This window comes from Rhodococcus sp. BP-349 (assembly GCF_019835845.1).
In the GTDB taxonomy this organism is placed as follows: Bacteria; Actinomycetota; Actinomycetes; order Mycobacteriales; family Mycobacteriaceae; genus Rhodococcoides.
Map to the genome: position 1 here is coordinate 627,426 of NZ_JABUDR010000001.1, position 18,886 is coordinate 646,311.

Annotated in this window: 28 protein-coding genes and 1 pseudogene; 13 read left to right on the top strand and 16 right to left on the bottom strand. The window is 67.3% G+C overall.

Annotated elements, in window-relative coordinates:
• Nucleotides 1–3: 3 nt before the first annotated feature.
• Both HQ325_RS02945 and HQ325_RS02950 read right to left on the bottom strand, forming a co-directional pair.
• Entirely contained in the window at nucleotides 4–537 is a 534-nt protein-coding gene (locus HQ325_RS02945) for a hypothetical protein (protein WP_222626627.1), read from the bottom strand.
• An 83-nt stretch (nucleotides 538–620) separates the two neighbouring features.
• Nucleotides 621–998, bottom strand: coding sequence for a hypothetical protein (locus HQ325_RS02950; protein ID WP_222626628.1), 378 nt, complete (start codon nucleotides 996–998; stop codon nucleotides 621–623).
• Between the two features lie 202 nt (nucleotides 999–1,200).
• Between HQ325_RS02950 and HQ325_RS02955 the strand changes: the two genes are divergently transcribed.
• The 4 genes from HQ325_RS02955 (at nucleotide 1,201) to HQ325_RS02970 (ending at nucleotide 3,853) form a co-directional block, all read left to right on the top strand.
• Nucleotides 1,201–1,380, top strand: a complete 180-nt coding sequence (locus HQ325_RS02955) for a hypothetical protein (RefSeq protein WP_222626629.1) — start codon at nucleotides 1,201–1,203, stop codon at nucleotides 1,378–1,380.
• A 92-nt stretch (nucleotides 1,381–1,472) separates the two neighbouring features.
• Nucleotides 1,473–2,246 (top strand): hypothetical protein, encoded by a 774-nt coding sequence (locus HQ325_RS02960; RefSeq protein ID WP_222626630.1) that lies wholly within the window; start codon nucleotides 1,473–1,475, stop codon nucleotides 2,244–2,246.
• Between the two features lie 466 nt (nucleotides 2,247–2,712).
• Complete coding sequence (locus HQ325_RS02965; RefSeq protein ID WP_222626631.1) at nucleotides 2,713–2,853, top strand: hypothetical protein; 141 nt, start codon at nucleotides 2,713–2,715, stop codon at nucleotides 2,851–2,853.
• Between the two features lie 43 nt (nucleotides 2,854–2,896).
• The gene (locus tag HQ325_RS02970) at nucleotides 2,897–3,853 is read left to right on the top strand and encodes a DUF4192 family protein (RefSeq protein ID WP_222626632.1); all 957 of its coding nucleotides are present in this window, start codon (nucleotides 2,897–2,899) and stop codon (nucleotides 3,851–3,853) included.
• A 150-nt stretch (nucleotides 3,854–4,003) separates the two neighbouring features.
• Here HQ325_RS02970 and HQ325_RS02975 read toward each other — a convergent pair whose 3' ends face one another.
• Nucleotides 4,004–4,183: a hypothetical protein gene (locus HQ325_RS02975; RefSeq protein ID WP_222626633.1), complete on the bottom strand. Its 180-nt coding sequence runs from the start codon at nucleotides 4,181–4,183 to the stop codon at nucleotides 4,004–4,006.
• A gap of 232 nt (nucleotides 4,184–4,415) precedes the next feature.
• Here HQ325_RS02975 and HQ325_RS02980 point away from each other — a divergent pair.
• The 4 genes and pseudogenes from HQ325_RS02980 to HQ325_RS02995 form a co-directional block, all read left to right on the top strand.
• A pseudogene (locus HQ325_RS02980) lies at nucleotides 4,416–4,541 on the top strand (glutaredoxin family protein); the annotation flags it as partial.
• Nucleotides 4,542–4,625: 84 nt separating this feature from the next.
• The gene (locus HQ325_RS02985) at nucleotides 4,626–4,775 is read left to right on the top strand and encodes a hypothetical protein (RefSeq protein WP_222626635.1); all 150 of its coding nucleotides are present in this window, start codon (nucleotides 4,626–4,628) and stop codon (nucleotides 4,773–4,775) included.
• 15 nt (nucleotides 4,776–4,790) lie between these two features.
• Nucleotides 4,791–5,378 (top strand): DnaB-like helicase N-terminal domain-containing protein, encoded by a 588-nt coding sequence (locus tag HQ325_RS02990; RefSeq protein WP_222626636.1) that lies wholly within the window; start codon nucleotides 4,791–4,793, stop codon nucleotides 5,376–5,378.
• Nucleotides 5,375–5,599 (top strand): hypothetical protein, encoded by a 225-nt coding sequence (locus HQ325_RS02995; protein WP_222626637.1) that lies wholly within the window; start codon nucleotides 5,375–5,377, stop codon nucleotides 5,597–5,599. Before HQ325_RS02990 ends, HQ325_RS02995 begins: the two co-directional genes overlap by 4 nt.
• Nucleotides 5,600–5,727: 128 nt before the next feature.
• Here HQ325_RS02995 and HQ325_RS03000 read toward each other — a convergent pair whose 3' ends face one another.
• The 7 genes from HQ325_RS03000 to HQ325_RS03030 all read right to left on the bottom strand — a co-directional run bounded on the left by HQ325_RS03000 (nucleotide 5,728) and on the right by HQ325_RS03030 (nucleotide 12,882).
• Nucleotides 5,728–5,997: a metal-sensitive transcriptional regulator gene (locus HQ325_RS03000; RefSeq protein WP_222626638.1), complete on the bottom strand. Its 270-nt coding sequence runs from the start codon at nucleotides 5,995–5,997 to the stop codon at nucleotides 5,728–5,730.
• 103 nt (nucleotides 5,998–6,100) lie between these two features.
• On the bottom strand, nucleotides 6,101–7,477 hold the full coding sequence (locus tag HQ325_RS03005) for a rhodanese-like domain-containing protein (protein WP_222626639.1): 1,377 nt from the start codon (nucleotides 7,475–7,477) through the stop codon (nucleotides 6,101–6,103).
• Between the two features lie 59 nt (nucleotides 7,478–7,536).
• A complete protein-coding gene (locus HQ325_RS03010) occupies nucleotides 7,537–8,316 on the bottom strand; it encodes a sulfite exporter TauE/SafE family protein (protein ID WP_222626640.1) in 780 nt (259 codons plus the stop codon).
• Complete coding sequence (locus HQ325_RS03015; protein ID WP_222626641.1) at nucleotides 8,313–8,735, bottom strand: DUF302 domain-containing protein; 423 nt, start codon at nucleotides 8,733–8,735, stop codon at nucleotides 8,313–8,315. Before HQ325_RS03015 ends, HQ325_RS03010 begins: the two co-directional genes overlap by 4 nt.
• 69 nt (nucleotides 8,736–8,804) lie before the next feature.
• On the bottom strand, nucleotides 8,805–9,062 hold the full coding sequence (locus tag HQ325_RS03020; RefSeq protein ID WP_222626642.1) for a YgaP-like transmembrane domain: 258 nt from the start codon (nucleotides 9,060–9,062) through the stop codon (nucleotides 8,805–8,807).
• Between the two features lie 26 nt (nucleotides 9,063–9,088).
• Nucleotides 9,089–11,155, bottom strand: coding sequence for an MMPL family transporter (locus HQ325_RS03025; protein ID WP_222628833.1), 2,067 nt, complete (start codon nucleotides 11,153–11,155; stop codon nucleotides 9,089–9,091).
• A 527-nt stretch (nucleotides 11,156–11,682) separates the two neighbouring features.
• A complete protein-coding gene (locus HQ325_RS03030; protein WP_222626643.1) occupies nucleotides 11,683–12,882 on the bottom strand; it encodes an IS110 family transposase in 1,200 nt (399 codons plus the stop codon).
• 110 nt (nucleotides 12,883–12,992) lie between these two features.
• On the opposite strand from HQ325_RS03030, the gene HQ325_RS22750 reads away from it, so the two are divergent.
• Genes HQ325_RS22750 through HQ325_RS03050 form a run of 4 tightly spaced genes read left to right on the top strand, consistent with a single transcriptional unit; the run spans nucleotide 12,993 to nucleotide 14,239 of the window.
• Nucleotides 12,993–13,211: a hypothetical protein gene (locus HQ325_RS22750; protein ID WP_308014235.1), complete on the top strand. Its 219-nt coding sequence runs from the start codon at nucleotides 12,993–12,995 to the stop codon at nucleotides 13,209–13,211.
• Nucleotides 13,212–13,250: 39 nt separating this feature from the next.
• On the top strand, nucleotides 13,251–13,400 hold the full coding sequence (locus HQ325_RS03040) for a hypothetical protein (RefSeq protein ID WP_222626644.1): 150 nt from the start codon (nucleotides 13,251–13,253) through the stop codon (nucleotides 13,398–13,400).
• Between the two features lie 15 nt (nucleotides 13,401–13,415).
• The gene (locus HQ325_RS03045; protein WP_222626645.1) at nucleotides 13,416–14,003 is read left to right on the top strand and encodes a DnaB-like helicase N-terminal domain-containing protein; all 588 of its coding nucleotides are present in this window, start codon (nucleotides 13,416–13,418) and stop codon (nucleotides 14,001–14,003) included.
• Nucleotides 14,000–14,239, top strand: a complete 240-nt coding sequence (locus HQ325_RS03050) for a hypothetical protein (protein ID WP_222626646.1) — start codon at nucleotides 14,000–14,002, stop codon at nucleotides 14,237–14,239. Before HQ325_RS03045 ends, HQ325_RS03050 begins: the two co-directional genes overlap by 4 nt.
• 24 nt (nucleotides 14,240–14,263) lie before the next feature.
• Here the strand turns inward: HQ325_RS03050 and HQ325_RS03055 are convergent, their stop codons facing one another.
• Nucleotides 14,264–15,088: a hypothetical protein gene (locus HQ325_RS03055; RefSeq protein ID WP_222626647.1), complete on the bottom strand. Its 825-nt coding sequence runs from the start codon at nucleotides 15,086–15,088 to the stop codon at nucleotides 14,264–14,266.
• Nucleotides 15,089–15,127: 39 nt separating this feature from the next.
• The gene (locus tag HQ325_RS03060) at nucleotides 15,128–15,445 is read right to left on the bottom strand and encodes a hypothetical protein (RefSeq protein ID WP_222626648.1); all 318 of its coding nucleotides are present in this window, start codon (nucleotides 15,443–15,445) and stop codon (nucleotides 15,128–15,130) included.
• Between the two features lie 318 nt (nucleotides 15,446–15,763).
• On the opposite strand from HQ325_RS03060, the gene HQ325_RS03065 reads away from it, so the two are divergent.
• Nucleotides 15,764–15,970, top strand: coding sequence for a hypothetical protein (locus tag HQ325_RS03065; protein WP_222626649.1), 207 nt, complete (start codon nucleotides 15,764–15,766; stop codon nucleotides 15,968–15,970).
• Between the two features lie 89 nt (nucleotides 15,971–16,059).
• On the opposite strand, the gene HQ325_RS03070 is transcribed toward HQ325_RS03065, so the two are convergent.
• From HQ325_RS03070 to HQ325_RS03085, 4 genes are all read right to left on the bottom strand, one after another.
• Nucleotides 16,060–16,656 (bottom strand): hypothetical protein, encoded by a 597-nt coding sequence (locus HQ325_RS03070; RefSeq protein WP_222626650.1) that lies wholly within the window; start codon nucleotides 16,654–16,656, stop codon nucleotides 16,060–16,062.
• 111 nt (nucleotides 16,657–16,767) lie between these two features.
• Nucleotides 16,768–17,337, bottom strand: coding sequence for a thermonuclease family protein (locus tag HQ325_RS03075; RefSeq protein ID WP_222626651.1), 570 nt, complete (start codon nucleotides 17,335–17,337; stop codon nucleotides 16,768–16,770).
• Nucleotides 17,334–18,326 (bottom strand): hypothetical protein, encoded by a 993-nt coding sequence (locus HQ325_RS03080; RefSeq protein ID WP_222626652.1) that lies wholly within the window; start codon nucleotides 18,324–18,326, stop codon nucleotides 17,334–17,336. Before HQ325_RS03080 ends, HQ325_RS03075 begins: the two co-directional genes overlap by 4 nt.
• Nucleotides 18,323–18,700: a hypothetical protein gene (locus tag HQ325_RS03085; RefSeq protein WP_222626653.1), complete on the bottom strand. Its 378-nt coding sequence runs from the start codon at nucleotides 18,698–18,700 to the stop codon at nucleotides 18,323–18,325. The genes HQ325_RS03080 and HQ325_RS03085 overlap by 4 nt, the downstream gene beginning before the upstream one ends.
• Nucleotides 18,701–18,886: the final 186 nt, after the last annotated feature.

An 18,886-nucleotide genomic window follows, 5' to 3' on the forward strand; every position in this document is an offset into this window, starting at 1 on the left:
CGATCAGTCGGAAAGTGCCGCGACCAGATCAGACAACGCGGCCCCCGCCCGCGTCAGATGCGCGATCGTCGCCGCATCCGGCCCCACCTCCCACGGCACCGGCGGACCGGACTTGGTGTCCACGAACTCCGCCAACGCCTCCGCCGCGTCCGACACCGCAGCACGCAGCACCCGGCGATCCAAGTCGGTGCTGCCCCCGCAGGTGCAGCCGGCCAGGCTCAGCACGTCCCGCACGTCATCGAGCGCGCCCTGTGCCTCCATCGCCGCCGCGTCCGGATGCCGGTCCATGTGGCTGTACCAACAGCCGGCGGCCCGCTCTAGGGAATCGTCCGCGACGTCCAACGCATCGGTCAGCGGCGAGACGACCGTCATAGTGCTGCGCACCAGGCGCAGTGCGAACGCGAACGTGTGCAGATCCACAGGCATCAGATTCGTCCACGGCAGCGCCAACATCGCCGCCGTCGCAGCTGACACCGGAGCGGTGGTGCAATCGTCATCAGTGACGTGCCCGGATCGGTGGCCGGCCATCGTGAACACTCCTCTACCCGGTCGGCTGGAACAAAGACGCTGGCCACAGGCTACTTTTAAAGAACCTTGGCTCGGCGTGTGTGCGGAACGACTCACGCACGGAGCTTCTTACGAAGCAGAAAGAGGACCGCCACTGCTGCGATGACGCCGGCAATTAGTGTCGCGCGATCTGCCGCTGTGTCTGCTTGCGAATCGGTGGACCAGAGCGGATCAACCACTAGCCGCTGCGCCACCCAAGCGAGCGTAACGGTACCGGCCGAAATGTATGTCATTACGATCGCGACGCGACGTGACGGTGATGCGGTCGACAACGATTCCAACGTGTAAGCCACAACTATGACGCCGACGACCAGGCCAATGGTCGTGTCCGTTAGCTGCCACCTGCCGCTCTCGTTGACGAGCGGAACAGCTAGAGCTACGACGGCCAAGAGAAGTGCAGAGGCGTCGCCCGATTCGAGTCTGTCGGCCATATCTACTCACCATCCGTGTTCCGCCCCGCTTGCCGCGCACAACGGTTTCACACTTGTATGGCCAGAAGACCGACCACCCAGGCATGTTATGGGCAGACGCACCGCGCAGAACGACACCAACGGCACACCATCACTGCCTCCGGACCTACGGCCGCACTCATCGTTCGCGGCTTGTCGGTACCCGGCGATACGATCACCGGCTGTGCAAACAGGCGACCGCGTCAAACTCCACGCCCACGGCGTCACCACCTTCGAGATCACCGAACTCGACGACACCCACGCCACCATCACCCCCAGCGAAACCCACGCAAACGCACCCGGCGCCTACCCCTTCCGCATCCTCCGCGACAGCCTCGTCCCCGCGAACACCGAAGGGCATTGAGCTCGCTCCGCTCGCGCAGTTGTTAGCCGGGCGGCCGCTCTGCGGCCACGAGAACAAGCGCCCTGCCAAGGATGCGGCGCTAACATTGCGTCATGCGCGACGTCGACGTCATCAATATCATCGAGACGGTACTTCGCAATCTCATTCAGGAAGTGATCAACGACGAGTGGCAAAACCAGCCGCAGATCAACACTGCCGATTTGGAAAAGAAACGCAGGAGTGACAGCCGAAAGCGTCCCGAGCGAATCGGTGAAGCACCATTGATCGAGTTCCTTGAGTTTTCTCAGCTCAAAGGAATTATCGTCCATGAATGGCAGCGGTTTGAAGATGCCCTAGGCAACCAAGAAGCCTTCGAACTAGACATGACCCGCCTCCACGGCTTCCGCAACCCCAAGATGCACAGCCGCGAACTGTTGGTCTACGAAGAGGACCTTGTCAACGGCATCACCGGCCGCATGCGCGCGCAGATCGCCAAATATCGAAGCGAACAGGGGCCGGACATGAACTATTACCCCACAATCGACCGCATCATCGACGCCACATTCGCGGAAACGCTCACTGACGGGCTGAAGTCGAGCGTGACATTGAGACCGGGCGACAAAGTCACCTTTCGATGCTCGGCAACGGACCCGAACGGTCGTCCCTTCCGCTGGGAACTGCGCGTCTCGAAAGCCGCTGGTCAGCAGCCTACCGTCGATGAAGCAGATGGCAATGACGTCGAACTCACCTGGGAAGTTCAAGACGAACACGTGAAAGATGGAAACTCTGCAAGCATCAAGCTGATAGGTAGCGGCAACTACCACCGCAACGGTTTCTACGACGACTCGTTCCATATCTACTACGACGTTCACCCACCCAAGCACTAAACCCACTCGCAGCGCTGCCGCGACCCGCGGGACGTGGTTGATTCTCGTCGCTCCCGCACAATAACCACCGAGCCGAACGGGTGGGAGGTGGCAGCTCGGGGGAGCGGCCGGCAGTTCCCGGTCGCAGGCCGGCCGTGACCGTCCGGGCGTGGGCCACCCTGCGGGCGTCCGCCTAGTGGAGCTCCGCTGCGCTCCGCACTCTGGAAGAGCATTCGTTCTTTCGACACATCTGGCTACTCCGATGCTGCGTCACCCGTGCCCGTCTTACCAACACCCGACCTCCGCTGCGCTCCGGCCCCTCGGGGTCCGAAAACTTCTCAAAGCGCCTCCGGCTGAGAACTTTTCGTATCGGGTGCAGGACGCCGTTCCCGTGCGCCGCCTCCTCTGCGCCACGCCAGATGACGGCGAAAGAACGTGGTGAGGGACAAGGACCGAGCCACACGAGTCCCGGAAGGAAGCACCAGTCATGCGCGCACAGCACCCGTCCACCGCAGACGAGATCGACATCCTCGTCCACAAGCAGGGCGCACCCAAGATCCGCCGCACCGTCAAACGAGCCAGCGCCCGCTACGACCGCCGTAACGCACGCCGCGCACTCCGATCCTGACCGTCCCCCAGTCACACACCACCCACCCGAAAGGTTCACCATCATGACGCAACCCCGCATCACCCTCACCAGCCCAGCCCAGGTCATCGCCGCCATCCCCGCAGCCCTGCGGCACGTCCCCACCGAGTCCATCGTCGTGCTCGCATTCACCGGCAAGATCCTCACCTTCGCCGCCCGGTTCGACCGCGTCGACGTCGTCACCCAGGCGCACAAGATGAACGACGTATTGCGTCGCCACGGCGTCGAGTCGGTCGTCGTCGTCACCATCGCAGAACGACCCGGCAAGAAAGCGGCCGCCGTCGAGAACCTGGTCATCGCCGGAATCCTCGCCACCGCCGTCGAGGTGATCGGCACCTACTGGGTTCCCACCCTCGCCGGACCGGCCACCGCCCAGGACCTCGACACCCTCGACACGTTCGACGTCGACCCCATCGCGTCCGAAGTGGCCGCCAGCACCGTCGAAGCCGGAACGGTCATCGAGGGCAGCCGCACCGCGATCGGAGACCGCTACGCCCACGCCGAAGAGGTTCACCCGGCCGAGCACGCCGACGCCGCGCAGGTACTCGAAGACCTGGCCGCAGTCGTCTACGCCGACGAGCTGCCCGACAGTGGCCTCATCGCCCGCACCGCCGCCGTCATCACCGCACTGCCCGTCCGCGACGCGATGTTCCGGCTCCCGCTCTACGGCAGCACATCAGCGCACACCGTCATGGCCACCATCGCCCGCCACACCCGCGCAGAGGCCCGCATCCAGGCCCTCAGCATCGCCGGGTGGCTCTGCCACCGCGCCGGAGACGGAGCGGCCGCGAACATCGCCTACGACGCGGCAGAGGACGAAGCGAACAGCGCAGGCATCGCCACCCCGCAGATGCTCCGCCTACTCCGTCAGGCACAAGACGTCGCCATGAGCCCCGATGAGATCCGGACCCTCGACGTCGACGCGGAGACCGTCCGCGCCACCACCGGGGCGCACCTGCCAGGGGCACCCGACCGGGAGTAGAGCACGGGCCGGGCGGCTCCCGCAGTCAGCGGGGGACGCCCGGCCACCGGCGGGGGGTAGCCGGCGATCGGGCATCGAGCCCTCACACCGACCTCGACGCACCCACCACCGAGCGGACCTGTCGCCACCGACCGGGGCCGGCCACCGCGATCACAGGTCAGGCATGTCCTCCGGCACCCACACCACATCCACAGCGCCCGGGGTAGCGGCACGGGGCAGCGTCTCCTCGACAGGCACCCCCGACACCATCGCCTCGACCGCCAGATCCGACGGTGCACTCCGATCCAACGCCATCGACACCAACGCCGACTCCACACGCGAATACGTCATCCCGCGATCCTAGACGAACGCCACGAAAAAACATTGCCGCCGGTGAGGAAGTGCAATCACATAGCCCGCCGAAACGGGACCGAATGACATTCACGAACGCCGCCATATCGGTTGCAGCGCAATAGAAAAGCCCGGTTCATCGTTACCGAACAAATACCGTACAGCGGTGGAAATAAACCCGTTCGTGAAATAGAATGGAACCACTCCACCGAATAGTCGAAAGGCGTGAGCCATGTCCGGAATCACCGTCTACACCAAACCCAACTGCCAGCAGTGCCGGGCGACGTTCCGGGCACTCGACAAGGCCGGCCTGGACTACACCGCCATCGACATCAGCGTCGACACCGAAGCCCGCGAATCTCAATGCGGCTGTCAACACGGACGAGTGTCGGACGCAGCCTGACGAGACCCCGCAACCCACCACCGACCGAAGGAGACTCCCATGGCGCACCTCGCGTTCGACTACCAGCCCGACCACGACTTCATCGCCGCCCAGATCGAAGCGGACCTCGCCGCCGAAACCACCAGTGCCGTCGTCATCCCCGGCCCCTGGACCACCCAGCCGGCCGCCGACTCCACCGACGCCCGGTAAGGCCAGGGACACGTCATGAGCGCATTACGGGCCGTCCCCGAACCCGAGCAGAACCCGAGCGACCCGGTCCTCGACCTCGCACCCGACGCCGCAGACCCCGGCGCCGACACCGGCGCCGGCCTCGACCCGCGGACCGACCCGGAATCGTTGACCCTCTGCGCGCTCATGTGGTCCACGGACACCACGGCCGCCGCCCGCGTCACCGACGCCCTGGAGCCGGCCGACTTCGCCGAGCCCGCCTACGCGGAACTGTTCACCGTCATCGCCGACCTCGTCACCAGCGGACAGCCTCACGACCCCGCGTCCGTGGCTGCTGTCCTGCACCGAGCCGGGGGAGGGCAGAAGGACGCACCGCTGCGCCGAGCGTTGGCGGACGTCGTCACCGCCGACACCACGGGATCCTCCGCAGCCGTGCACTACGCCGACATCGTCCTCTCCCAGTCCTACCGGCGAAGCTTCCACGTCACCGGGCAGCGACTCATCCAGGCCGCCGAACAAGGACCCGAGGACGAGTTGTTCGACTACATGGTCGAACTCGGTACCGCACAGCGGGCAGCGTGGAAGCGGCTCAACACCTTCCGAGCAGGAGGAGTGCACGCATGAGGACTGGATTCGCCATCGATGAACGCTATTTCACGGCCGACGGAAAGCTCACCACGGTCGGGCTCGAGAGTGGTCGGTGGCTCGATGCTGAGCGTGCCCGCGGAGTGAACTGGGCCGAGCTCGCGGACGAACTCGAGGTGCATACCCGCGTCGCCGAACGTCTGTATCGCACTTGGTGCGAAACGGGGGATGATCCAGAGACGCAGTGTTCGTTGTTCTGACGTGCAGCCGCCGTAAAGGCCGCGATCGAGCTTGGGCGCAGCGGTGACGCCGAACCGCAACCGAGACAACGGACGACGTCGATATTCGACGGGTTCGTCGTCTCGATGTGGGTCCAGCCACCGACTGATCAGGCGAGCGCGAGGAACAGCTTCTCGAGTTCTGCTTCGGTCATGGGTTCCTTGTCGTCGGCGGTGGCGCCGGTCATGCACTCGCGCAGTCCGGTGGCGACGATCTTGAACCCTGCCTTGTCCAGTGCGCGGGAGACGGCGGCGAGCTGGGTGACGACGTCCTTGCAGTCGCGGCCGTTCTCGATCATCGAGATCACACCCGTGAGTTGACCGTTGGCGCGTCGCAAACGGTTGAGTACCAGTGCGATGCTGTCCTCGTCGCCGATCATGGTGATGCTCCTGTTCAGTGGTGTCGATGTTGGGTCCCATAGTACCCCTGGGGGCATATGAACTGCTGCTGCTGCTGTGCGGAGTGCAACCTGCAACGTGTGGTCAGTGTTCGGTGTCCAGGCCCAGTTCTGCGGCGTGGTCGTAGTCGTCGTCGATGAGGACGACGGTGCGGTCGGTGCGGTCGAGGATCGACGCGGCGATCGACGCTCGGTATCCGGAGGCGCAGTGCACCCAGATTTCACCCGCCGGTGCTTCGTGGTGCCGTTCGGCGAGTTTGGGCAAGGGAATGTTGACGGCGCCGCTGATGTGGCCGGCGTCGTACTCTTCGGATTGGCGGGTGTCGAGGACGACGAGGTCATTGTCGTTGCGTCCGAGCGCGTCTCGCAGTCCGGCGAAGTCGGACGTTCCGTAGCTGCGGACGGGGTGGTCGCCGGTGAGGTCGGTGATGTCGCCGACTGCGGACCCGGACGGGGAGTCGATGCCGATACGCGCCAGCTCTCGGGTCGCGGTGAGGATGTCGTCGGCGGTGTCGCCGATGAGGGTGAGGGGTGCGCCCCACTGGTAGAGCCATCCGAGGTAGGTCACGAAGCTGGAGGACAGCTCGAATCCGAGGCTGCCGTCGAGGTGACCGGCGGCGAAGGCGGTGCGCGAGCGCAGGTCGACGACCCATTCGCGGGCGTCGATGCGCCGTCGCAGCTCCGCCGGGTCCACTGGTGCGGGCATGGACAGGTCGACGGGGGCGGGGCCGGCGGTGTTGATGACGCCCATGTGGGCGTAGTAGGCGGGGTAGGCGGCGAGGCCGTCGATGAGGGTGTCGACGTAGGTCTGTTCGTCCTGGGTCAGCGCGGGGTTGGCGCTGCGTTGTTCGCCGATGGTGGAGGATTCGCCGCTGGTGGGGGTGGCGGAGCAGAAGCTGCCGAATCCGTGTGTGGGGTAGACCTCGGTGTCGGCGGGCAGTTCGTCGGCCAGTCGGCGCACCGAATGGAACTGGGCGTGGGTGAGGTCGTGGGTGTGTTCGGATCCGAGCAGGTCGGTGCGCCCGGTGGACCCGTAGAGCATGGAGCCGCCGGTGAACACGGCGATCGGGGTGCCGTCCGTGCCCCGCAGGACATAGCTGACGTGATGGTGCGTGTGCCCGGGTGTGTGCATCACCTGCATGAACAGCGGGTCCGCGTCGACGACGTCGCCGTCGACGACGGCGCGGCGCTCGAAGTTGACCGGGTCACCGTCCGGCACGACGTACTGCGCACCGGTCGCGCGGGCGAGTTCGAGCCCGCCGGTGACGTAGTCGTTGTGGATGTGCGTCTCGAAGACGTGGGTGATGCGAGCGTTCTTCTCTTGAGCGAGGGTCTCGATGCGGTCGATGTCGCGTTGGGGGTCGACGACCAGGGCGATGCCGTGGTGGCTGATGAGGTAGCTGCGATCGCCGAGGCTCGAGGTCTCGATGATGGCGATGTCGGGGGTGTCTGTGGTGGTCATGGATGCTCCTCGTCTCGTGGGTGCGTCGATCGGGTGGTCTGGGCGGTGTGGGTGGGGTGTCAGGTGACGATGGTGTGTGCGGCGTCGATCAGCACGTATCCGGCGACGGCGAGCACCAGGTAGGCGAACCAGTTCTTCAGGCGGTCGGCGTTCACCCGGTCGGCCCAGCGGCCGGCGACGAGTGACCCTGCGATCGCCGCCCCGGCGAACGTCGCGGTGAGTGCCCAGTTGCCGCCGAGCCCGTCGGTGTGGGACGCCAGTCCTGCTGCGGAGTTGGCGACGATCACCACCAGCGACGTCCCGACGGCGACGGTCATCTCGATGCCGAGCAGCAGCACCAGCGCCGGGATTATGAGGAAACCGCCGCCGACACCGAACAGGCCCGTCAGCACACCGACGGCGAAGCCGGTGGGGATCGACCGTGGGGCGCAGCGTCGCCAGTCGATCCCGGAGGTGCCTGTTCGGCAGGCGGTCCCGAGGGAGGCGTCGCCGCGAAGCATCCGCACTGCGGCCGCGATCATGACCAGCCCGAACCCGACCAGCACGACCGACTCGGGCAGGTGTCGGCCGGCGGCGCTCCCGAGGAAGGTCCCCACGATGCCGGTGCCGGCGAAGATCGCCGCGAGTCGCCACTCGATCAGCCGTGCCCGGATCTTCGGGACGGCCCCGGTCAGGGACGCCAGCCCGACGACGAGCAGCGACACCGGGATCGCCTCGGTCAGCGGGAGGTGCAGGGCGTAGACGAGAACGGGTACGGCCAGGATGGACCCGCCGCCGCCGAGCAGTCCCAACAGGACCCCGATGACGGCGCCGAGGACCAGCCCCAGTACCAGCGTCATCGGTTTCGGGTGTCCCCGTCGCCGCCGAGGGCGGTGATCGCAGCGCGGAGCTTGGTCGCGGCGTCGTGGGCGACGTCGCCGAGCGCCGGCTCACCGGTCGCCTGGACCATGATGTCGGGGTTCATGGCGTCGACGATGATTACATCCGCGTTGTCTGGGTCTTCGCGGACGACGACGTTGCAGGGGAGCAGCAGGCCGATCTGTCGCATGACGCCGACGGCGCGGTGGGCCAGGGGTGGGTTGCACGCGCCGAGGATCAGGTAGCGCTCCATGTCCTCACCGAGTTTGGCTTTCAGGGTGGCCTGCATGTCGATCTCGGTGAGCACACCGAAACCCTGCTCCGACAGCGCGTCTCGGGTGCGCTGGACGGCGGTGTCGAAGTCTGTGTCGGTCAGGGTGGTGGTCAGGGCGATACTCATGAGGGTGGTTCCTTCCGTCGGCGATGCAGTCGTTCAGGTGGTGGAGATGTCCGGTGTCGTGGGGGAGGGTTACCCGCGGTCGGCGGTGCGAAGACTGCGCGCCCCGATCCGGCGCAGCAGCAGGCTCGCCGGACACCACCCGACCGCGGCGTAGAGGGCCAGGTTCGCCGCGGCGAACGCGCTGAGCAGCCGCCAGTACGGCGATGCGGTCTCCCCGAGGATCAGCCCGGCGGCGACGACGACGCCGGCCAATGCGGGGACCAGGCGTTCGATCGGCCAGCCGGTGAAACCGGCGGAGACGCGGGCGGGACGGGCAGTGGTGGTCATGAGTGTCCTCTTCCGGTCGTGGGGTGTCAGTGGGAGAAGCTGATGGACGGGAGAGCCTTCCGGAGCCACGTGGGTGACCACCAGGCGGCGGAGCCGGTCAGGCGCAGCAGGACGGGTAGCAGGATCAACCGGATGAGCACCGCGTCGAGAAGCACGGCGACACCGAGGATGATGCCCATCTCCTTCGGCGGGAGCGGGTCGGCGAGGGCGAAGGTGAAGAACACCGCCACCATGACCGCGGCCGCGGCGAAGATGACCCGTCCGGAGTGGGCGAGACCGTCGATCATCGCCGTCGTCGCGTCGCCGGTGCGCTCGAAGTGTTCCTTGGCGGTGGCGAGGAGGAACACGGTGTAGTCCATGGCGATGGCGAAGATCATCGCGAAGAAGAACACCGGTCCCCAGCCGTTCAGGAAGCCCTGCGGAGTGAAGCCGAGCAGCGAGGCGCCGTGCCCGTCCTGGAAGATCAGCTTCGCGACGCCGAACGCGGCGGCGGTGGAGAGCAGGCTGACCGCGGTGCCCAGGAACGCGATCAAGGGTGCTTGCAGTGCGACGAGGAGCAGCACGAATCCGAGGATCAGGATGATCGTGACGACGAGCGGCAGGTAGTCGTTCAGGGCCTGCTGCAGGTCGAGGTTCTCCGCGGGTGCGCCGCCGACCAGCGCCGACTCCGGCAGTTCGCCGCGGAGGTCGGCAAGAATGGTGCCCATCGACTCGTCGGACGGGTCGGCAGCCGGAATCGCTTGCAGGAGTGCGTAGCCGGAGCCGTCGGCGGCGGGTTGCGGTGGGGTGACCATGGTGATTCCGGATATCTGCGCCGCGGCGGCGGCCGTGTCGGCGGTGTCGGTGTCAGAGACGACGATCTGCAGTGCGCCGGGGGCTCCGTCGCCGAACTGCTGCTGGACGAGGGCGTAGCCCTGCCGCACGGGCGCGTCCTCGGGGACGACGGAGATCGACGGCATCGCGACCTTCAGGCCGAGAACAGGCAGCGCCAGTGCGACGAGGACGCCGATCGAGGCGAGCGCGAACGGCCACGGGTGCTTGTGCAGGAGTGCGCCCCATGCGGCGAACACCGGTGAGCGGTGCTGCTGACGCTTGGCGTAGGGGAGGGACGCGGCGTTGACCTTCGGTCCGAGCGCGCCGAGGGCCGCGGGGAGCAGGGTGAGGGTGGCGAGCAGGACGAAGGTGACCGCGAGCATGATGCCGACGGCCATGGTCCGCACTGCGGGGGCGGGGACGATCAGCACGGCGGACAAGCTGACGAGGACGGTGAGTCCGGACAGGACCACGGCTTTGCCGGCGGTGTCCATGGTCTCGGCGACGGCCGCGCGGGGATCGCGGGAGCGCAGGGCGTCGCGGAAGCGGGCGACGAGGAACAGCGCGTAGTCGATGCCGAGTGCGAGGGCGAACATCATGGCGAAGTTCATGGCCCACACCGAGATCGGGGTGATCTCGTTGAGCAGGACCAGCCCGCCCGCGGAGGCGACGAGACCGGCGATGGTCAGCAGCAGCGGGAGTCCGGCGGCGACGAGCGAGCCGAACGCGAGAACCATGATGGCGAGGGTGACGGGCCAGGAGATGAGTTCGGCCTGGATCATCGCGTCGTGGTTGGCCTTGTTGAAGTCCGACCACAGCGCCGACGCGCCGGTGGGGTAGACCTCGACACCGTCGCCGGAGAGTGCGGTGAGCTGGTCCTTGACGTCGTCGACGGCGGTGACCATCTCGTCGGTGGTGCCGTCGGCGCCGGCGATGAGGATGCCGGTGCGCCCGTCGGGGCTGATGGTCATCCCCTGCTGCGGGGGCACGATCTCACCGAAACGCGGGTCCGCGTTCAGGATGTCGGTCGCGCCGGTGAGCGCGGCGGTCGCTGCCGGGTCGCTCAGCGCACCGGAGTCGCTGTGGATGACGACCTGCACCGCGGCGGAGGAGTTGCCGCCGAAGTGTTCCTCGGCGAGCTCGCGGACCTGAACCGATTCCGATCCGTTCGCCTGCCACCCGGCGCCGGCGAGGGACGAGAACACCGACGGTGCAGCGGATCCGAGGGCGATCAGCAGAATCAGCCAGGTGCCGAAGACCCAGCGGCGGCGGGTGACCATGGCTGCGCCCCACCGGCCGAGGCGGCCGGGGGCACTGTCGTGGTGGTCGCCTGGCAGGGATTCGGCGACGGTGTCGGACTGGGACACGGTGGACTCCTATACGGGTGGGGGTATCCGAGCGGCCTGAATCGGCCATGGTCGAGAAGTGGTGTGAGGGTGTGATCAGCGGCGGAACAGGGAACGCAGTCCGCCGGACGGGGATGGTGCGGACCGGCGGTCACACGTGCAGCGTTGCGACTGCGGGACCGAGGTCATCACGCTGTCGACATGTCGGCCGCAGCCCGACCACGTGGTCTTGCCGCACTGGGGGCATTCGGCGGGACGGCACACGGAGCACTCCTTCGGGGTTCGATCGCCTGGACGACACCCACCGTGCCACATACGAGGGGGGGTATGCAAGTACCCCAGGGGGTATGGGGAGTGGTCCGGCGTGTCTAACCGACGGAGACGAGCCTGTGGGCGCAGGGCTCTGTCCACAGGTGTGTATGGACGTCCCGCCGCGACATCGGCCGGTCGACCCGCGGCAGTCAGGCAGCCCGGAGTCGCCCGGGTGCCTCTGGGGTGAAGACGCGGTCATCGCGGATCAGGGCCCACACGACGTCCACCTGTTTGCGCGCCACGGCGAGCAGGGCTTGGGTGTGCACCTTGTTCTGGTCGCGTTTGTACTGGTAGTACTCGCGTGAGGGACCGTCGGTGCTCAGGCTGCCCTGTGCTGCGAGGTAGAACATCCGGCGAAGTCCCCGGTTGTACCGCTTGGGTCGTCGAAGGTTGCCCGTGATGCGGCCGGAGTCGCGAGGAACAGGGACGAGGCCGGCGTACGAGGCGAGGTGGCCGGCGGTTGCGAACCCGTCCAGCGTCCCACCGGTCTCGACGAGGAACTCCGCTCCCAGCCGTACGCCGATGCCGGGCACGGATTCGAGTGCTCGGGCGTACTTGTGCTGGTGGAACAGATCCTGGATCTGCTCGTCGACTTCTTTGGTTTCGCTGTCGATGGCCAGGAGCCGACCGGCCATCCGCCTGATCAGCGCCGCGGTGACCTCCTCACCGGCGACGACGCATGTTTGCCGTTGCGCGGCAGCGAGCGCGGCGGTGACCACCGTTCTGCGCCGGTCGCTGCGCACACCGAGGCCGGCGAGGTGCGCGTCGAGACCGTCGGCGCCGACCTCGAGTATCGCCCCTGGTGTGCAGAACGTGGACAGCAGCAGTAGTGCTGACCGCCCGAGGAACCGGAGCTCGATCTCGAGGGCGGGAAAGATGCTGTTCAGGAGGCCGCGGAGACGGTTGACGGTGCGCACCCGATCGGCGACCAGCTCCGCTCGGTAACCGGTGAGATGGCGCAGGTTGAGCACCAAAGGCTCCGGAACCATCACGGTATCCAAATCGGTTCGTGTGCGGGCGATGTCGGCGATAAGGCGGGCATCTTTGGCGTCGGTCTTGCCTTCGCCGCGGTACGCGGACGCCATGGTGTGCACGACCCGGCCGGGGATGTAGACGACATGTTGCTCGGCCAAGGTGAGGAGCGTGAGGAGCAGCGAGGCCACCGCGCTGGTCAGGTCGACCGCCCACCGCACGTTCGCGGTGCCCACCGACCGGATGAGGTCATCGATGGCAGTCTGATCGTTGTCGACGCGCCGCGACCAGACGACGGTGCCGGCGTGGTCGATCGCGCATGCGTGATGGGTGCGTTTACCGACGTCGATTCCGATCCACAGCTCCACTTCGGCCATCGGTTCTCCTTCTGTCAGTGCGTCGTTCCCGAGGACAGCTCCACCATCAGGTCCCTAATCAGCGACACTGTCGTCGCAGATCTCAATGTGCGGCCAGAGTGTCCAGTCCGGTGGGGCAGCCATTCGCGGGAAGCGACTCGAACTGCACTACGTCCTCTGCTACACCCCACCGTTCCGGGCGTCCGGTCCTGCCGGACCTGCAGCACTTTAGGGACTACGTCCTCGCACTCGGCTACCTGGCCGCACCCGTCGTGGTCGCCGGCCCCGACACCCACTGGTCAGGACATCGGGTGACCCGCATCGAGCAGCTCGTCGCCGCCGCGGCCTGACCGAACCTCACAGCCCACCACCGATCGAAAGAGACTCCCATGGCGCACCTCGCGTTCGACTACCAGCCCGACCACGACTTCATCGCCGCCCAGATCGACGCGGACCTCGCCGCCGAAACCACCAGTGCTGCCGTCATCCCCGGCCCCTGGAGCACCCACCCGACCGCCGACTCCACCGACGCCCGGTAAGGCAGGGAACACGTCATGAGCGCACTACGGGCCGTCCCCGAACCCGAGCAGAACCCTGACGACCCTGTCCTCGACCTCGCACCCGACGTCGCAGATCCCGGCGTCGACACCACCGCCGGCCTCGACCCGCGGACCGACCCGGAATCGTTGACCCTCTGCGCGCTCATGTGGTCCACGGACACCGCCGCCGCCGCCCGCGTCACCGACGCCCTGGTGCCGGCCGACTTCAGTGAGCCCGCCTACGCGGAACTGTTCACCGTCATCGCCGACCTCGTCACCAGCGGGCAGCCGCACGACCCCGCCTCCGTCGCCGCTGTCCTGCACCGAGCAGGGGGAGGACAGAAGGACGCACCGCTACGCCGAGCACTAGCGGACGTCGTCACCGCCGACACCACCGGATCCTCCGCCGCCGTGCACTACGCCGACATCGTGCTCTCCCAGTCCTACCGGCGAAGCTTCCACGTCACCGGGCAGCGACTCATGCAGGCGGCCGAACAAGGCCCCGAGGACGAATTGTTCGACTACATGGTGCAGCTCGGTACCGCTCAGCGGGCAGCGTGGAAGCGGCTCAACACCTTCCGGGCCGGGGGAGCGCACGTATGACCCTCGACGAGCTCGACGGCGAGGGTCCGGACCGGTACCTCGCCGCCGATGGGACTCTTACCGCGGACGGTGACGACGCCGGCCGGTGGCTCGACGCCGAACACGCACGCGGCGCCGACTGGGACACCCTGGCCGACACCCTCGAGGTGCACCCCCGCGTCGCCCGTCACCTGCATACCCTCTGGTGCACCGCCCGTGACCGGGCCGCCGACGAGGCGCAACATGCACTGTTCTGATGAGTGAACCGTCGGTGTGTGTTCTCAGTGGGCGCGACGAGGCGCAGGCACGCCGTAAGCCAGAACCGCGATGGGAACGAGGTTCACTGGATCGACCCACACGGTGCACGAACCATGAAGCCGGTCTTGCCTGGTGCTGGCTATGAGACGGATAACGAGCGCGGCGCCGCCCGCGCCGAGTGCGTTGATCGACTCGTCGAGCCCCACGATCCACGAGCTGTACTCGTTGTATTCGTGTCGCCTCGTCACGAGGTCGTCGTGAGAACTTCGCATGTCCGGAGTGAAGTTCGCGCTTTCGTCGTCAGTAAGCGAATCCTCCAGCGCAGCGCGGTATTCGATGATTGCTTCTGTCGACAGTGTCGAGCGGTCGATCGCGTCGAGCAGAGCTGCCTTCGATAGGACCCGTTTGGTGGGCGGCGGACCGAACCCGCGGAACACCCCGTCCGCGCCGACCGCCGACGCGAAGTCGTCGAAGTCCATGTTGGCGAGCGAGAGGTTGTTCTCCACCGACGGCATCTGCGACGGGTGCACCCGGAACGTCGGGAAGTCCGACGGGTCACCTGAGGTGTCGACGGCGAGGATCGAGTGTTCCGGGTCGGCGATGGTGTCGGAGTCGGCGAGGAAGACGTAGTACGGCGGCGGTCCGTCGATGACATCAGCCAGCTCCGCCAACGTGAGGCCGTCGAATGCGGCGTCGTCGACGACCAGGAGGTGGGCGCCAGTGATGACACCGCCGCCCAGGTCCCACGGCTGAGATGCAGCTTCGACGGTGGCACGCCACCCCGCGTCGTCGGAGAAGTCCGTACGAATCAACAGCGACTCGACGGTGTCGGGCAGTGCGCGGGTCATGCCTGACTGTAGAACGGGCCGTCGGTTCCCCGTGTGCCGTCATCGACCCACACGGCTGACACGCACACCGACGATCGCGAACGGAACCGACAGCACCGCCGCGGATCCGGCACCGATCAGCGGGTAGCTCCACCACGGGAGCGTCAACAGATCCCACCAGTTCGCGGCCCAGTCCAGTCCCAAGCTGGTGTCGAACGCTGACGTGGATTCAAGGTCCGTCAACGGTGCATACGAGCCGCCGTAGTAATCGCTGCTGTCGCTGTCGAGATACGCGCGCGCCGCGACCACTCCGGCCCCCAGGAATACCAGACCAATCACCGCACCCGCCAGCGCCGCCCACGCCATCAACTTCGTCATGCGCGCCACCCAACCACACGCCGTCCGCGCTACGCCGACGCCGGAATACAGCCGGCGCCCACACAGTTAGTCAGAGTGACGGTGTTCGATCCCAATGCCCCGGGTACCACCCCTTCGCCGCTACGAGCGGCCACCTGCCGAGAGGCGCACTGGCGAACACCGTCCCGCACGACGAGCCGCAGACCACTGGTCTGCGGCTTTCGTCGTTCTCGCGGACAGTCGTATCGACGAACGCCGAAACGAGCTGACCGGGTCCGTAACCTGTGGTGGCCGGCACCCACACGGGACGGCCCACCCCGAGACGCAGGAGGCAACTTCATGGCTGGAATCGCCGACAAGCTCGACAAGGCGTACGAGGACAAGGCGCTCACCGAACTGGTCGACGCACCCGTCGACGCCCTGCAGGGCGTCAGCCCGGGCGACGCCGAGCACCTCAAGGCCGCCTTCGGTATCAAGACGATCGGGGACCTCGGCCGCAACAAGTACTTCCTGTGGGCACAGTCGATCGCCAAGCTCGCCGAATAATCACCCGCAGCACGCACGAAGGCCGCGCCCCGGACGAGGGGTGCGGCCTTCGTCGGCTGACACCAACTTCTCGCGACCGTCCCGCCTGTTCAGGTGAGGCCGATGATCGCCGTCGTGACCAGGAGAGCGGTGGCGACGACGAGTAGAGCGATCCCGGCAGCGGCGTAGAGCTTGTTGGTCGGCGACGCGGCAACACCGGAACGCTGCGGCGTCACCGCACGCGCTCCCGATGGTGCCGTTCCGGATGTCGAGCGAGAACGAGTGGTGGACGCGACGATGATCGACGCCACGATGACACCCGCCGATGCGATCGGCGTCAGCCACAACCCCCACCCGACCTCGGCCGTCGACGCCACCGCACCGGACCCCGCTGCAATCCGGCGACCGGTGTCCATGATGTCGACGACCCCGACAACAGCACCGAGCACTCCACACAACGCGGCAAGAACCATCACCGTGCGAGAGGCGAACACCGCGCGCACGAACACCAAGAGCAGCGCCGCCGCACCCAGGCCGAGAACGACTTTCCCGTCGGGTGTGCTCGTCCCCGCCGCCGACGCCGACGGGAACCTGTTCGTCGCCCACGGACCCAGCGCACTGATGACCAGAGCCAATGACGACAGCGCCGCGAGGACGTAGCCGGGCATGTTCATGTTCGACATCGCTGTCGGCGTCGTGGCGCTCATCGTCCGCTGCATCCTTTTCGTCCTGATCGGTCTTGGAACGCCATCCAACCCTGTCGACGTCCCGCAGACACAGCGGCCCGCACACAAGGTGCGAAGGACGGACGTCGACGCTCATGCACCGCCGTTGCAGGGCGGTCCCCACAGACCGGCACCCGCTGCCTGCGCGCGGTTCTCGGCGTCGTTGATGTCCACCGCGGCGGTGGGCGGATTGCTGCGGTCGTAGACGTACGGGCGCGCTGCGCCAGCCTCGGTGGCCGCGACCGAGTAGTTCCGCCCATCGGGGAGGACCAGGTACCGCAGGAGCCGGCCGTAGTCGTCCACCTCGTCCTGGCTCGGATCGGTGACCATCCGGACAGCTTGCCCGTCGAGCAGGGCGCGGGCGAAGTCGGTCGCTTCCGGACCCCAGCACTGCACAGGTGTGTTCGGCCGTTTCGTCTCCGGGGTGTCGATACCGATGACGCGCACCCGCGCTGTCACACCGCTGGAGACGGTGACGTCGACGGTGTCGCCGTCGACGACGTTCGTCACCGTCACTGCCTCACTGACACCGACGTCCTCCGACCACCCGCGGACCGGCTCCGGTGCGACCGAAAAGTCAGCCGGTGGTCGGCAAGCGACGACGATGGCGCACACCGACAGTGCGCCGACCACCGCGCCGCGGACTCGGTGACGCCGGGTCACGACGCCACCTGTTCGTCGGTGCCGCCCTGGCCGCGTGCGCGGTCTCGGTACCCGCGGTGGTCGGCATGTTCGGCGGTGATGAACGCCTCGACGTCGACACCGCCGTCCGGGGAGCGGTGCGGGAACGTATCGGGGATGTACCCACACCCGGGCAACGGGGCGACCGAGAACGCGTGGTCGTAGATCGGTTCGAGATCCCCGTCGTCGAAGAACTCCGTCTCCTCCGTCGACACCACTACCGGTACCGATTCCCGCAGTCCCATCCGCCGCGCCTTCTCCGTCGCCGCCGCGGTCCACGCGGCGAGGTAGGCGTCGGTGTCCGCGGCGTAGAGCCGGTCGACGGCGACCAGCTCCGCGCCGTGCTCGGTCACCGCCGAGGACGGTAGGTCGGCCGGCCGCATCGCCGCCCGGATGCTCGTCCGGTCCCGGTGCCACAGTTCCTGGATCCCGTAGTCGGAGAGTTGTTGGTCGCGGGTCTCGAGGTAGAGCACCACCGGCGCTGTCCGCTTCGCCAACGGCAACTGCGGGTCGGTCCCGAACGCCGCCAGTGCGGCGACGTGCTGCGCCGACTCGGACTGCGGCGACGCGGCCAACAGGGTGTCGGTGCCGCCGACGTTCGCCGCCGCCGACGCAGCCGCGTGCTCCAACACCGCGGCGACGTCCACGCTGCGGGTCTGCGCGATGCGGGTGAGGACGGAGGAGATCGCGTGTGCCGCCTCGTCGGGGTGGTCGAGATCCGCGAGTACCGATTCGGTGGACCCGACGATGTTGCGGGTCGGCCGTGCCGGGCCATCGCCGTCGACGGTGACGAGTTGGATCATCACGTCGTCGCCCTCACGGTCGGGGAGCGTCTGCACCTGGTGGCGGATGAACTCGTGCGCGCCGACGTCGTCGACGAACACCCCGTGCGCCAACGGTGTGCGGCCGGGTTCCCCGGTCGGGGTGCGCCGCCGCACCGTCGCCTCGATTGCCGTGGTCGCGCCGGTCATGCGGTCGCCTGCTCGTCGACGGCCGCGCCGTCGCTCGGTACGGTATCGATCGGTGTCGGCACTGTCGGGGTCGTTGCCTTGCTGCGCCGGGGGGTGCTGCGGCGACCGGACCGGCGTGGTGCGGCGGGGGTGGGGAGGCCGGCGGCCTTGAGCTCCGCGGCGGTCCATCCGGCGGCGAGCGCGTCGCGGTACGCCTTCTCGAACACGGTGTCCGCGGTCGCGGCGGCGTCGCGTGCGTCGGCGACCGCGGAGTGCGCGGCGGCGGCATCGGTGGCGGCGTCGAACAGCGTCTCGACGAATCGAGTGCGGGTGTCGATCGCCTCGCGAGCGCGAGCGAGGACAGCGGACTTGTCGAGCGTGGTGATGGCAGACATGAGGGCCTTTCGAGATGGGAGCGTCGACCGGCACACGCAACCGAACACGCACGACTGGTGGAGCTGCCGTGCGGCGGTGGTGCCGGTGGTGATGGACGCTCGACCGTGACCCTCATCGACGGTCGAACACGGACGACTCTAAATCATGGCTCCGACATGTGCACGGCCGCGCCGCGCACATGTCCG